A 13,233-nucleotide genomic window follows, 5' to 3' on the forward strand; every position below is an offset into this window, starting at 1 on the left:
GGGTGAAAAGACATATGGGGGTTGGTCGGCAGCGCAACAATTTGCGGCCGTGGATAGTCCAGCAATTAAGGGCTACACACCAGATCAGAGCAAAATTAGTACGCAGACCGTTACTGGTGATTCCAGTGACCTTGAATTTACGGTAGTTTATAAGGCTGATAGCACATCAACAAAACCGGTTAAACCAGAACAACCAACGATACCAACAACACCGACAGAACCGGTTAAACCAGGTCAACCAACAACATCGACACAACCGGTTAAACCAGGACAGCTAACGACACCAGCAAAACCAGATCAACCGATGACATCTGATAAGTCGGTTCAAACAATAACCATTAAGTTTGTGGGTCAACGATTACCACAAACTAATGAAACGGATCAACAACATATGACGCTTAGTGGTTTATTGTTATTAGCCATGAGTGGCCTATTAGGTCTCCTTGGTATGGCTAAGCGACAGCACAAAGAGTAGGGCAGAAGTATATGCTAAATCATCAACAAATCAAAGCCCAGTTTGAAAGTTTAGAAACACTACAATCTATTCAGAAGCAAGTGCACCAAATGTCAATACAAGGACTTGTAACAACCGGGATTTCCATGCGTGAGTGGGAAGTATTAGTCTATCTTGAGCAACATGAACAAGCTAGTGCTAGTGAGTTAGCAAAAGTATTCAAGGTCACTCGCACACTAATTTCTAGGAATACTTGGCATCTCATTCAAGATAATTTGATTCAGCCACAAATTGATCAAAGCGATCGACGAATAGTTTGGTTGTCATTGACTACTACTGGTCAAGAAACTATTGGGAAAGTTGCTCGGCAAATACAGGCAAATCTACAAGCTTTTGATTGTAATCACGAACTGGCTACATTAATGAAACAGCTCAGATACTTAAAGCAACAGTTAATTATACTAAACAACTAAAAAGCAACCCTAAAGTGCCCCATAAATTGGATTTACTCCAATTTATGGGGCACTTTAATCTCAAAGACCCAATAACTTATTTAACTTTGTTGGGCCTTTGTAATTGATGTATAGAGACGACATATGAAGTTAATGAAGATTGTTGCGTAATTTGATAGCGTTGCGTAATACAGGCGGTTGTAATAGTAATATCAGTCCAAGATACAATAAGACACCTACACCAATTTGTAAACAAAGGTTTAAGTAGGAAGCTGTCATGGTGACGTTTAGGCGAAATACAAATGTAAACATTAATCCACCAGCAAGTGTGTATTTCCAAATTCCAGTAAATAGAGATTGCGCATGCAAGACATGTCGAGTGATGAATAGTTGGTAGCCAGTGACACAAACTTCCGAAATCAAAGTGGCGCACATGGCACCGGCCACGCCCCAAAACCAAATAAGTGGGATGTTGCAAGCGATGTTGACGAGGGCCCCGATAGTGACGGAAATCGTATAGGTCTTAGTCTGCTTAGTCGGTAGCAGAAACTGCTGACCAAGCACGTTGCTCATCCCAATTAGGATGATGACGGGTGCCTCAATCATCAACAGTCGGTCGACTGCCCCAAATGCCCGTCCAAAAAATAGGGGTGCGAGCGTCGTTGCGACCGCTGCCACGCCGAGAGCCATTGGAATCGCAATCGCGAGCACAAAGTCAAAGGACATGTATAAGTATTGTTTGACGCGTTCAAGTTGTTGCTTCATGAAGAGGTTGGCAATGTGGGGTAACATGACTGTTCCAGTCGCTGTCACGAGCGCTAAAACGAGCTTGATCAACTTGTCGGAGTAATCATAAAATCCGGCGGCGGTTAGCGAATCCATTTGCCATAACATGGTCTTATTCAAGGCAAGGTAAACCGTCGTTGCGATTTGTGGCACGAATAATGCTAATGAGGGCCGCAGATGCCGAAAGAGATTCAATTGACGCCAGTTGGGCCGTTCGACACTATGTCGTAAGTATGGCCACAGTGTCAGATTGCCCAAAACTTGTGAGCCCGCTAAAATCAAAATGTAGATTCCGGTATCTTGCCGAGTCTTCACGAATATGAAAATCGCAATCACAGAAGCAATCTTGACGAGCATGTTACGGAGCACGGTTTTCTTGAAATCCTCGAGACCCATAAAGTACCAAGAAATATCAACAGCACCCGCAATAATATAAAATGATTGATAGAAAAAATAAATTTGCAATTGGTGCTCAAAAAAAAGAAAAACTAAAAAGGCGAGATAAGCACAACTGATGGTCAATAACTGTAATATTTCAATTTCCCAAAAAGTTTGTGAGCGTTGCCCCCGATTATCGCGAATAAAGGCAATTTCGCGATTACCATAAATTGTAATACCGACCGTTCCGAACAATAGAAAGTAAGTAATGATCGAATTGGTCGTTGCATTGATACCGACGCCGGTCGGCCCTAAGACCCGTGAGATATACGGGACGGTTAGGAGGGGCGTTAGTAAAATTAAGAGGTTATACCCCGCTGTATAAAAGTAATTCCTTATGATTCGCATGAGTGGCTCCTTGTGGCAGTTAAGCAGTCTAACGTCGAATTTCTCAACATTCAATTCATTGTATCACAGCCAATTAGCCGGTTGATAGTGGTTTTAACTGGCTAGGGTTGGTTATTAACAAACTTATTATTTTATAAATTAGAAAGTATTTTTATTGTTAATTAACTGCGGAGTGACATAGTTATATCAACGATAATTAAATTGGGAGACTGGCGTAATACTTGGAGCACCCCAGTGAGTTGTGTTCGTGTGCACTTATGATCAAGGACTGAAAATTTGGCCGGTAGGGTCGTGGAATCAATGATGATTGCAGGAGAGGGGAGATGATTTTGATGGTATGGCGAGCGAATGGTGCGTGGTGTGTTCAAATCAATGGGTTACAAAAACGCGCAACCAAATTCCCCCTTGAGTTTGGTTGCGCGTTTTGTTTTTTATGTTTAATAAGCGCCATTAGGCTTGAACATAATGACCACGGTCTTGAACAGAATGTAGACATCAAATGCGACACTCCGTTTAGAAATGTAAGTTAAGTCTAACTTAACCATTTCATCAAAACCGACACTGTTACGAACGGTTGCTTGCCATAGACCGGTACAACCTGGCTTGACGGCTAACCGTTGTTTGTCATAGTCGGAATATTCTTCGACTTCCCGTGGCAATGGCGGCCGGGGTCCAACTAAGCTCATCGAGCCTTGAAGGACGTTTAGCAATTGTGGTAGTTCATCAATGCTATACTTACGGATGAATCGCCCAATCTTAGTTACGCGGGGATCATCCTGCATTTTGAACATGGCACCATCAATCTCGTTATCTTTAAGTAATTTTTCCAACAATTCATCGGCGTTGGAAACCATCGAGCGAAATTTATACATCTTGAATGGGACTTCGCCACGACCTAACCGTGTCTGCGAGTAGAAGACGGCGCCTTTAGGATCTTCAACTTTAATCGCAATTGCAATTAGCAAGAAGAGTGGTGATAAGATGATGAGGCCTAAGAGGCTAGCGACAAAGTCAAACACGCGTTTAATGAACCGATAACCATAACGACGATGCTGACGCCCGGCGTCAATCGTAATCGGTCTGATTTCTCGTTCCTTCAATTCCATAAGTAACACCCTATGCTTCCTTTAAATATTTTCCCCCGTAAATCACAGCCAGGTTAATCTATTACTACTGTTCGGGTTACCACAAACTGACTATGTATGAACCATATTGATACAACCTAATGATTATAGTACAAAATAGCTATCAAGTAAATATGCTTGATACGATTAACTTTGCAGCCTTGCTAATCTCATTATAGCAAATATTGTACTGGAATAAACCAATATTTAAGCTGTAATTCTTTGAGGGTTAGATTTGACTAATTGAACTTTGGTTAACTATAATTTACCAGTATTTCACCCAGTTGCAATTATTAGCAACTTAAAAGCGCGCAACTGTTAGTAAAAGTGGTGCGTCGTAAAATTAGTTAATGAACAGAAAAAATATCAGCTACGTATTCTAATGAGTTATGGGTTTAGGCCTAATAATTGTGACCGGGATAAAATATGAGGGGAAAGTGAATCAATCTATGAAAAAATAATTGAGGTGATTATAGTACTAAAAACGGTATGATAGTGATGACTCTGCCAATTGGTGAATAAATATTTGCTAAGCATTAACTATGTGTTAACCTAGCAATCGCGTAATTTAAGACATACGGTTAGAATAAGTTATAAGCTGAATGAAGCGTAAAGAGCTCGTTCTTATCACGGTCATTAAGTAGAAGATAGTCCAAATTAATGAATCTTTTTGTGGCTATGGTTACAATGGCTGCTGATATTGGCCCATCGTTCGAAAGTAAGCTGGCAAATTTTAGGTTGCTACGGTGGCTTTCTCGCGTGATTTCTCACACATTCTCTCTAGGTTTTCACCACCGTTCAAGGTACAATTAGATTAGAGCTCAAATTCAAGTGAAAAGGATGTCCGATATGAATGACGATTGGATCACGGTTTTTCCCGCGGATTATAATAATTCGTACCACTTAATTTTGAAACGGGGGACGGCCCATTATGCGTACTACTACTTTAAGGTTGATAAGCTAGATCAACGGGTCATTTTCTATGATGACATTGAGCGTAGCGGTATTTCAATCAAGACTCAGATCACGCGGACGTTTATGCGGGCACTGGTTAAAGCAATTGATTGGCATCCGGTCGGTAACAGTATTATTATCGAGATTTACCCTGTCGACCGTCAAGAGACGAAGGCAATGCGGCTATCTTGTGATATTTAGCTCTGAAGTGATTGCCAAGAGTAAGACGACTTTAAATGATAACCAAAGAATCCCCGGTCAATTACTGACCGGGGATTCTTGTAATTGCAGGTAACGCGAGGTTAAGCCTTTGGTGCAGTGACGATTGGTGTCTCGATGGTTTCGACGTACTTAGCGGCAAGCGGTTCGGCGACTAAGTTTTCGCCATCCTTCACGAATAGCTTGGTGGCAGCGAGGTCCGCCATTGCCTTGCTAACAACGTCTTTACTCAAGTTGTCGTTGGCGTAGTGTAACTTCAAGTGGTGAACCTTGTTTGTGCTAGTCTTAAAGCTTAAGTCTAAAGTTTTCATGGGCGCTTCCTCCTATTATTATGGGTGTGTTAAGCGATGGGTTGTGGATCGTAGCGGTAGGCGTTGGCCAAGTTAGCGGCCGTGAACTGGTCGCCCGTCAAGACTTCGACGATCTTGCCAAAAGCGGCAAGTTGTTCGTCAGTTGCGTCTTGGGCGATTGCGTTAAAGGTTTGCTTACGTTGTTCGTCCAATTCCGTAGTTGTTTGAACAGTCAGGGTTGCTTTTAACCAAGTTTTAGTCATGATGAGTTCCTCCTTGAATTTTGTGGTGGTAGGCTGGCCAGCTTACATTAATACAGACGGTTGAGCCTGACGATTTGTGCAAGGTTTGCCTAAACTTTTTTGACTAGCCCCCATTTAATCCGCAAACTCGGTGATGGTTCGAACGGTAATACTGATGATCTTCTCAGCGAATAGTGGGGTCAGAATGGTAATCAAGGTAGTAAAGTCGCTGTCGGTCAGTTCGCGATCTGCTAACCAGTGTTGGTGGAACTGGCGTTGATTAGAATCAGTTACTGTGAGCAGTACATGTGTGTTCATCCAAATATGCATCGTGAGTTCCTTTCAAACTGCGACAGTCTCATTAGTTAATTGGTGGTTTGTTGCTGGTAAAGCTTGTGGGCCTTGACGAGCAGACTGGCCCGCCAGTTGTAGACTGTTCGGCGGCTGACCTGGTGGCGCCGCATGATACTGCTAACGGTCTGTTCCTCGAAAAAGAATTCGGTGAGATAAATCCGCTCACCTGGCCGACATTGGACAAGGAGTTCTGTTAAGAGGGCGGTTAATTGCCAATGGGTCTCTTGTTCGGTCATGGGATCAATGGTAATGGGCAGTGCGTGTTCCAAGTTGACTTGCGACTGGGTGCGCAAAGTTTGTTTACGTAGATAGTCGACAGTTCGCCACTTGATACGGCGAAATGCAAATTTACGAAAATCTGGTAAATTAGCGGGCAATTCGGGCGCGTAGTTCTGGTAAGCAGACAGCCAAGTCAGGTGGGCCACGGTTACACAATCTTCGAATTGCGGGTGGTATTTGGTGACTTGGGCGGCTTTTAAAGCGCCGTATAGTAAATGTTGGTGCTCGGGTCGGGCGAGTAAATCGAAAGCCATTTGATTATCAAAACGGTCAGCGTGCATCTAAATAACCCCATTTATGAGCGATTTCCTTGGCCAAGGTTGATATCAGTGTAGCGAGCGATCGCAACTGACGCAGGTCGTGAAAATGGACTGAAAAGTGACGATTTATTTTCATTATTAATGTTCCAATGAGATTTGGATAGATTACAGACCAACTACTTTCCTAGATTGTACGTAATTGTTATGATGTGATTAATCTAAAATAACCGCGGACAGCGGGGGCTCGGCTGGTGAATGTTAGAGATAAATACCGACTTTGAGGGGGATTTACCATCTATGAACCAAAATATTGACGTTCCGCATCACGTTAACACTTTTTGGCAGTGCCACGCTGGTACTTGGGACACCCGACAGCCACAACGATTATTAATCATCGCGCAACGCCCAGAACTTGCCACAATCGACGTGCTGGAGACACTTTTTCTACTTGACATAAAACACCTGACATGTGTTGAAAATACGCTAATCTTTGATCGTCAACAGGGATTGATCAAGACAAAACTGACGACGCGCCAGATCATGATGAATTACGCTGGCCGTCTGGGGTTATCTGGGACACAGTTGATCAAGCAACTCGCCGGTGAACTCGGTTTATCGAAACACAAGTTACCTGTGATTCACGGTGATGCGATCCTGATGCCGTTAAGTACGGCCAAACGGGGAACAACCAGCTGGTACAATCGGCATTATTTGAAGCATATCGAGGCTCAAGGATTTATGACGGCCTTAGTTTATGATGGTCAAATTACGATTCAAGTGGATATGAGCGAGCGCGTGGCCACTCGCCAACTTGCGAAGGCTGGTCAATTACAAGCGGCGCTCCAGGAACATCATCGCCGGCGATTAGTGCCCGATCAATCGGTACCTTCAATGGCGGACACGGATCACGAGATGATGCAGTCGTATACTGACCAAGTCTTAAAGCACTTTGGCATCTTAGCACTTCCTGGAGAAATTAGTTGTTTGACGCGGCGATTTTTCGGTAAACTATAGGAGTAAAGATTAAATGATGGGAGTTGGTGTCGTTGACTAAGAAGGTCACGAAGATTGTCGCGCAAAAGCGAGCTGGACGTTATAACATTTATTTAGACGAGCAGTACGCTTTTCCAATCAGTGAGTCGGTGATGATCAAGTTCCGCGTTTTTAAGGGCATGGAAGTTGATGAACAACTGCAAGCAGCGATGATTGCGGCGGACGATGTCTCCAAAGCGTATACGCGCGCGCTGGATTATCTCTCACATCAGTTGCGTACCGAAAAAGAAGTTCATGACAAGTTACGGGATGAAGAAATTGACGAGTCGGTTATCGACGCGACGATGCAACAATTACGTGAGTTGCGGTTATTGAACGACCAACAGTATGCGGATGCCTTTGTGCGGACGGCCAAACGGACCAGTGACAAGGGGCCACGGGTGATTCGGCAGAACTTACGACAAAAGGGTGTGGGAGAGCAGCTGATTGATGACGCGCTGGCCGGGCAGTTTAGTGCTGAAGAGCAGATCGATAATGCCAGTGAACTTGCGCGTAAACTGGCAAAACGGTATCACCGCCAAGCTTTTAAGACCATGCAACAGAAAGTTCGCCAAGGTATGATGACGAAGGGCTTTGATAATGACACGATTACGGCCGCGATTGCGAGTTTGGCATTAGAACCCGACGAAGATGAACAGTGGGAAGCCCTCGTTGCACAGGGGGCAAAGTTGTGGCAACGCAATCGCAAGTATGCGTTTCGTGAACGCATGATGCGCACGAAACGCAGCCTGTTTCAAAAGGGCTTCATGATGGACGATATCAATCGATTTATCGACGAACAAGTTGCTGATGAATGAAAAGGTTGAATTACCTGCCCGCACGCCATAAAAATCTGGTATAATGTTTAATGAAATTCGATGAAAATTTACCCTCATTTTAGAAAGTTGGGTTAATATGGCGCGCGAGGCTAAGGGACCTAAGGAAGGCGACTTCATTACGATCAAAAGCTATAAGCACGACGGAAGTTTACATCGAACTTGGCGCGATACAATGGTACTCAAAACAAGCGAGAACGTACTAATTGGTTGTAACGATCACACACTAGTCACCGAGGATGATGGTCGCCGGTGGGTGACGCGGGAACCTGCAATCGTTTATTTTCATAAGCATTATTGGTTTAATATCGTGGCGATGATTCGCGATAACGGCGTTTCATACTATTGCAACTTAGCATCACCATACGTGTTAGATAAAGAGGCTTTGAAGTACATCGACTATGATTTGGATGTCAAAGTCTTTCCCGATGGTGAGCGGCGGTTGTTGGATGTTGATGAGTACGAAGAACACGGTGCCCAATGGCGTTATTCGGCTGATACTGATCGCATTTTAAAAGCAAATGTGAAAGTCTTAGTTGATTGGATCAAAAACAAAAAAGGCCCGTTTTCACAAGACTACATTGATATCTGGTATAGTCGCTATCAAGAATTATCACGTCGGCAATAGCTCTGCTGACGGTCTGTCAGCGGCGTAATTAAAGTACAAAGGGAGTGACTCCGTGCTGGGGTGCTCCCTTTTGTGTTCTGGTTGCGTCTCGACATTGAATAATAAGAGATGATTACCAGCCGTCATGGTTGACACAAGTCATGATAATTAGGACAATAAAAAGCGGCCCACAAGTCGCCTCTGTGGGTCGGGTGAAAATAGGAATTACACTTTTAAGCGCCAAAGTTGACTGGCCGCGAATAGCCAACCGCGTGCCACCACGGAACGTAGACTTTTTCATTTTTGACACCATTGTCCTGAGCGTCAATCATCTTTCCACCACCAACATAAATACCGACGTGTGATATCGAACCTGTGCCACTACCAAAGAAGACTAAATCGCCTTTTTGGGCGCGCTGTTTGGAAATTTTGGGATATTGTCGGTACTGAGCTTGGGCCACACGTGGTAAGGTTTTCTGCGCAGCTTGCTGGAAGACATACTTAGTGTAACCGGAACAGTCGAACGTGTTCGGACCGACCGCACCATAGACATAGCGATGGCCAAGTTTTGATTTGGCCACGTTATAGAGGTTGGTGAAAGATCTGGTGCTCTTCTTGAGGGAGCCGGTCTTGACCCAGCCACGAACACGGGTATTAGCACTCGTTATAAAATAATAATTAGCCGTGGTATTATTAGCTAAGCGAATTTGCCGTTGTTGGGTGACAAACCAAGTGGTATTACCATATTGTCGAAGCGTTCCCCGACTCTGGATTTTAAGATTATTTGCGGCACCACTCATGTTATAGAAGCCGCCCTGAGTATTCTTCGTCAGGTAGGCGCTTTTAGTAAGATTAGTGGTTTTAATGACGCGATTCGTTGAGCTGGCATCGACGTTTGGTGCTTGCCAAAGCTCCACCGTGAGGCCTAAAATAGCAACAATCAGTGTGATAAGACGTTGTTTCATATGTATTTCCTCCCCGAAAATCCCCATGTCCATCTCATTCAATAACGCTGACCCCATCATAAGCGCTCATTGTAACAAAGTTGTTGCAAATGAGTTGCGGTTCGATTAAGTAATGTCTACAGCTTGAGTGGATTAACAATAATTGATTAGATCTTGACCGATAGGAGTGACGAACTTGGCTTTTTTGAAGATTGATAACGGTGAATTACTTAAGAATATTCGGCAATTTGCCAAGAAGAATGGATTGACCTTAGCGGAAGTAGCGACCTTAGCAGGCTTAAGTGCGAGTGCCATCTATAGTTGGAAAAAGCACACGCCGTCAGTCGGTACGCTTAAGGAAGTTGCTCAAGTGCTCGGTACGAGTTATACCAAATTGGTTGGTAAGGATAAAGAACCGACAGCTAAGGCGACCAATACCGCTGCTGTTGATCTTAAAAAAGTGATTGAAAACAAGAAAAACCAGTTTGAATACGACGGCCAGCCGATTACTAATGAACAAATGAAAATTATCAGAAACGTCTTGAAGTCGATGTTCAAGACCCCACGACTTTAATTTTAAGTAAAACTCGGTTCTTTTAGGTGCAACTGGGACCTGCTTAGTGTAAAATATTGCTCAGTTACTTGAATAATTGCTAGCAGCGCTTGACGGGTTTGAATGAATGGTGCACAATGGCAACAATTATGGAACGGATTGGGAGATGGGCGTATGAAAAAAGTTACTACCGCATTAGCAAAAAAGAATATCAACCAGTTGTTAACGATTGTTAATCAAGGCCACGATACCATTGAGGTGGAAAATCCCAGTACCCAAGATTCAGCGGTAATGGTTAGTATGAAAGACTGGTTGCAGATTGTCAGCCAATTAGCCAAAACGAATCATCATGACATGGAATTCAGTTAAATAATAACAAAGAACTAATCGTGCCAGTCAAGGTTCGCTTAGTCCAATAAGCTAAAGGCACCACCAACATAGTCATGTCGGTGGTGCCTTTTTTTGCAAGTCGTAGTACCTATAATAGTGCGGATTGTGCTAAGATTTTCTCAATTTGAACGCCGACTGTGTTCATGGTCGCCCATTTTGCCTGGTTGGCAAAGAAGACCATGGCAATTTTGCTGTCGTTGGAGCCGATATAGAGGCTATATAAACTGTTGTCGGCACCACCAATGCGAATTGTCCCATCGTCACGGTAGTAGATTCCGCCAGAATAGGTGGGTTGTAAGTTGGCGGCCAGTTCTCGGAATCCAGCCGAAGTGAGCAGATGACCATCGACCAGATTATGAATGAAGGTGTAAAAGTCACCCACACTGGCATAGAGGTTGCCACAACCAAGCTCGCTTGACAGTAAGTTAGTCGAAATTGACCGGGGAGTTGAGGCCCCTTTACTGAAGGTGTATGGGAGCGGATGAACAGCGGTGGCTGGTACTTGGTTATAAACGAACGTGTGCTGCATGTTGAGTGGCTGCAAAATATCAGCTTCGAGGTTGGCACTAAACGATTGGCCCGTTAATTGGTCAACGATACCTGCTAAGAGGGTGAAGTTGGCGTTGGAATACGACCACTGGTGTTGGTTAGTAGACGTCAAATGTTGCAATGTGAAGTCGATGGCTTGTTGATCAGTGCTCAAGGCCTGATCTGGGACAGGTTCACCCATCTGAATCCCCGAAGTATGGTCGAGTAATTGGCGAATCGTAATCGACTGTGCATAGGGTACTTGCGGGTAAAAATGAGCCAAAGTTGTGTTCATTGTCAATTTTCCAGTATTGATCAAATGCTGAATAACTGCACCAGTCACTGATTTTTCTAATGAAGCTAGTGGGTACGACTCGTCAACGGTATTGGCTAGGTGTTGATTCAAATCAGCTGAGCCAAAAGTCAAAGTTTTGACTCCCGCTGGTCCATTGTTAGTCAGGAGCAGGGTGCCCATGAAATGATTAGTGGTCATGAGCTGATTGATGGCTTGTAATGCTTGCTGAGCCGTGTATTTCGTGACGGGTGCGATATTGACTGACATCGTACCGGAGGCACCCGTTGCAGTCGACGTGCTCGATGTCGCGGCTGTGGCAGCTTGTGGTGCGGTCGCTGACATTGTAGTATGGCTGGCAGTTTGTGCGGCGCCACCCTGACTAGCGCCGGATGTTCCGGTTAAAGTCGCTGCACTTGATGTCCGGGTTGCGACTGTCTCTGGTGTGGCCGCTGACGTTGTGGTGTGACTGGCAGGTTGTGTGGCACTGTTCTGACTAACAACTGACGTTCCCGTTGCAGTCGGCGTACTTGATGTCACGGCGACCGCTTGTGGTATAGCTGCTGATGTCACAGTTTTGTGGTCAGTTTGTGCGGAAGTGGCCTGACTAACTTGTGTTGACGTGCTGTTTGCACTGGTCCTAATTGGCACCTGACTTACAGGGCTTATGCTGGTACTAGGTTGACTTGCTGGTCGCGTAGCGGTTGCAATCTGGTTAGTGTGGATCTGCTGATGCCTAAGCACCGTCCCCGCTGTGGTTGCCGGTTGAGTTGTGGTGGCTGAGGAAGCAGCATTAGCCGGAGTAGCTACCGAACTGACTGGAGCTTGATGGGTCGGTGCCGTGGCAGCACTTGAATGTAACCGAATCGTCGCATGTGGTTGGACTATCACTGGTCGTTGAATGGTGTGATGGTCGTTCGACTGGGCTGATGATTTGACTGGCGTTCCCATAAAATGGTTTCCCTGGAGCGTTGAAGTGGATTTCTGGTTCGGTGGTGTAACTGGTGTTGGTGCATTCACATGTTGGGGATGTCCGGCTGGGCTGTTGGGGTGCGCTAGTGCTGGGTTGTTCTCGGCGTGTCGAAATTTAACAGTGTTGTTAGGATTCTGGGACTGTCCCGTAGTAGTCGTGCCTGACTTGGACGTTGTTAAAGTGTTCCCAGTCTTGGCGTGAAGGGGCATAACTGTTTTGGTTGGAGTGATTAAATGTTGACTTTGGTGCGAAGTAGGCAGCGTGAATCTTAATGGCATCTTGTTGACTGAAACCCGGATATGCCGACCCTGTGGTCCTAGGATTTGAATGTATTGCCCACGAGTTGTCCGGATGGGCTTGCCCACACGTAGATGAAGTTGATTCATTTGACGCGTACTTAATTGATGAGTCATGATCAGTTGCAGCTGCCGGTTGGTTAAAAATGGCAGCGTCGTGGTGTAGATACTCAATTTTGCTGCCCGGTTGACGGGTGTTTTAAATTGTTGTCTTGTCAAATGCTTAATGAGCGGTATTACTGTGCGTGCGGCGACCCAACCATTAAAACGATTGCCGATGATGTGAAAGTAAAATCCACCAAGGCCACGATGCTGCTGAGTGATTTTGAAAGCCGTGTTTATGGGTTGGCGGGTGAAGTAGCCGCGCCGTAATTGGTGTTGATTAGTTGGCAATTGCGGATAGATTGTGACTCCGTGGCTGGTACGTAGACGACCGTCAACTGGTCTAGTTGTGGCGGTGGCCGGTTGAGCAAGTGCCAGACTACTGAAGCTGATCAAGGTCAGCATGGTGGTTGCGGATAACCTTTTTTTGAACGTCAAATTAATTCCCCCTTTTAGCTGCTCATTAATATAAAACGGTAA

16 protein-coding genes are annotated in these 13,233 nt (G+C 44.9%); 8 read left to right on the forward strand and 8 right to left on the reverse strand.

Annotated features, from left to right (window positions below; translation table 11 throughout):
* Nucleotides 1–475 (forward strand): mucin-binding protein (locus MZO41_RS09355; RefSeq protein WP_252129677.1); only part of this gene is annotated, 475 nt, incomplete at its 5' end.
* Nucleotides 476–486: 11 nt separating this feature from the next.
* Complete coding sequence (locus tag MZO41_RS09360; protein WP_003643204.1) at nt 487–927, forward strand: MarR family transcriptional regulator; 441 nt, start codon at nt 487–489, stop codon at nt 925–927.
* A 129-nt stretch (nt 928–1,056) separates the two neighbouring features.
* Here the strand turns inward: MZO41_RS09360 and MZO41_RS09365 are convergent, their stop codons facing one another.
* Together MZO41_RS09365 and MZO41_RS09370 are read right to left on the reverse strand one after the other, a co-directional pair.
* A complete protein-coding gene (locus tag MZO41_RS09365) occupies nt 1,057–2,478 on the reverse strand; it encodes a flippase (RefSeq protein WP_013355414.1) in 1,422 nt (473 codons plus the stop codon).
* Nucleotides 2,479–2,915: 437 nt separating this feature from the next.
* On the reverse strand, nt 2,916–3,584 hold the full coding sequence (locus tag MZO41_RS09370; RefSeq protein ID WP_003643206.1) for a sugar transferase: 669 nt from the start codon (nt 3,582–3,584) through the stop codon (nt 2,916–2,918).
* Between the two features lie 867 nt (nt 3,585–4,451).
* Between MZO41_RS09370 and MZO41_RS09375 the strand changes: the two genes are divergently transcribed.
* Nucleotides 4,452–4,757: a hypothetical protein gene (locus MZO41_RS09375; RefSeq protein WP_011101326.1), complete on the forward strand. Its 306-nt coding sequence runs from the start codon at nt 4,452–4,454 to the stop codon at nt 4,755–4,757.
* Nucleotides 4,758–4,858: 101 nt separating this feature from the next.
* Here MZO41_RS09375 and MZO41_RS09380 read toward each other — a convergent pair whose 3' ends face one another.
* The 4 genes from MZO41_RS09380 to MZO41_RS09395 form a co-directional block, all read right to left on the reverse strand.
* Nucleotides 4,859–5,086, reverse strand: a complete 228-nt coding sequence (locus MZO41_RS09380) for a DUF2922 domain-containing protein (protein ID WP_003643208.1) — start codon at nt 5,084–5,086, stop codon at nt 4,859–4,861.
* A 29-nt stretch (nt 5,087–5,115) separates the two neighbouring features.
* Nucleotides 5,116–5,328, reverse strand: coding sequence for a DUF1659 domain-containing protein (locus tag MZO41_RS09385; protein WP_003644190.1), 213 nt, complete (start codon nt 5,326–5,328; stop codon nt 5,116–5,118).
* A 114-nt stretch (nt 5,329–5,442) separates the two neighbouring features.
* A complete protein-coding gene (locus MZO41_RS09390; protein WP_224272044.1) occupies nt 5,443–5,625 on the reverse strand; it encodes a hypothetical protein in 183 nt (60 codons plus the stop codon).
* Nucleotides 5,626–5,672: 47 nt separating this feature from the next.
* Nucleotides 5,673–6,221, reverse strand: coding sequence for a sigma-70 family RNA polymerase sigma factor (locus tag MZO41_RS09395; RefSeq protein WP_013355415.1), 549 nt, complete (start codon nt 6,219–6,221; stop codon nt 5,673–5,675).
* 234 nt (nt 6,222–6,455) lie between these two features.
* Between MZO41_RS09395 and MZO41_RS09400 the strand changes: the two genes are divergently transcribed.
* The 3 genes from MZO41_RS09400 to ntdP all read left to right on the forward strand — a co-directional run bounded on the left by MZO41_RS09400 (nt 6,456) and on the right by ntdP (nt 8,696).
* A complete protein-coding gene (locus MZO41_RS09400) occupies nt 6,456–7,214 on the forward strand; it encodes a competence protein ComK (RefSeq protein ID WP_058906902.1) in 759 nt (252 codons plus the stop codon).
* 32 nt (nt 7,215–7,246) lie between these two features.
* Nucleotides 7,247–8,050 (forward strand): recombination regulator RecX, encoded by an 804-nt coding sequence (gene recX / locus MZO41_RS09405; RefSeq protein WP_003645955.1) that lies wholly within the window; start codon nt 7,247–7,249, stop codon nt 8,048–8,050.
* A gap of 97 nt (nt 8,051–8,147) precedes the next feature.
* The gene (ntdP, locus tag MZO41_RS09410; RefSeq protein ID WP_003643214.1) at nt 8,148–8,696 is read left to right on the forward strand and encodes a nucleoside tri-diphosphate phosphatase; all 549 of its coding nucleotides are present in this window, start codon (nt 8,148–8,150) and stop codon (nt 8,694–8,696) included.
* A gap of 212 nt (nt 8,697–8,908) precedes the next feature.
* Here ntdP and MZO41_RS09415 read toward each other — a convergent pair whose 3' ends face one another.
* Nucleotides 8,909–9,640, reverse strand: coding sequence for a C40 family peptidase (locus tag MZO41_RS09415; protein ID WP_003643215.1), 732 nt, complete (start codon nt 9,638–9,640; stop codon nt 8,909–8,911).
* A 175-nt stretch (nt 9,641–9,815) separates the two neighbouring features.
* On the opposite strand from MZO41_RS09415, the gene MZO41_RS09420 reads away from it, so the two are divergent.
* The gene (locus tag MZO41_RS09420) at nt 9,816–10,193 is read left to right on the forward strand and encodes a helix-turn-helix domain-containing protein (RefSeq protein ID WP_003644196.1); all 378 of its coding nucleotides are present in this window, start codon (nt 9,816–9,818) and stop codon (nt 10,191–10,193) included.
* A 153-nt stretch (nt 10,194–10,346) separates the two neighbouring features.
* The gene (locus tag MZO41_RS09425; RefSeq protein WP_003645953.1) at nt 10,347–10,541 is read left to right on the forward strand and encodes a type II toxin-antitoxin system Phd/YefM family antitoxin; all 195 of its coding nucleotides are present in this window, start codon (nt 10,347–10,349) and stop codon (nt 10,539–10,541) included.
* Nucleotides 10,542–10,650: 109 nt separating this feature from the next.
* Here the strand turns inward: MZO41_RS09425 and MZO41_RS09430 are convergent, their stop codons facing one another.
* Nucleotides 10,651–13,191, reverse strand: coding sequence for a serine hydrolase (locus MZO41_RS09430; protein ID WP_013355417.1), 2,541 nt, complete (start codon nt 13,189–13,191; stop codon nt 10,651–10,653).
* Nucleotides 13,192–13,233 lie beyond the last annotated feature (42 nt).

It is taken from the genome of Lactiplantibacillus sp. C232 (genome assembly GCF_023806725.1).
GTDB lineage: Bacteria > Bacillota > Bacilli > Lactobacillales > Lactobacillaceae > Lactiplantibacillus > Lactiplantibacillus plantarum.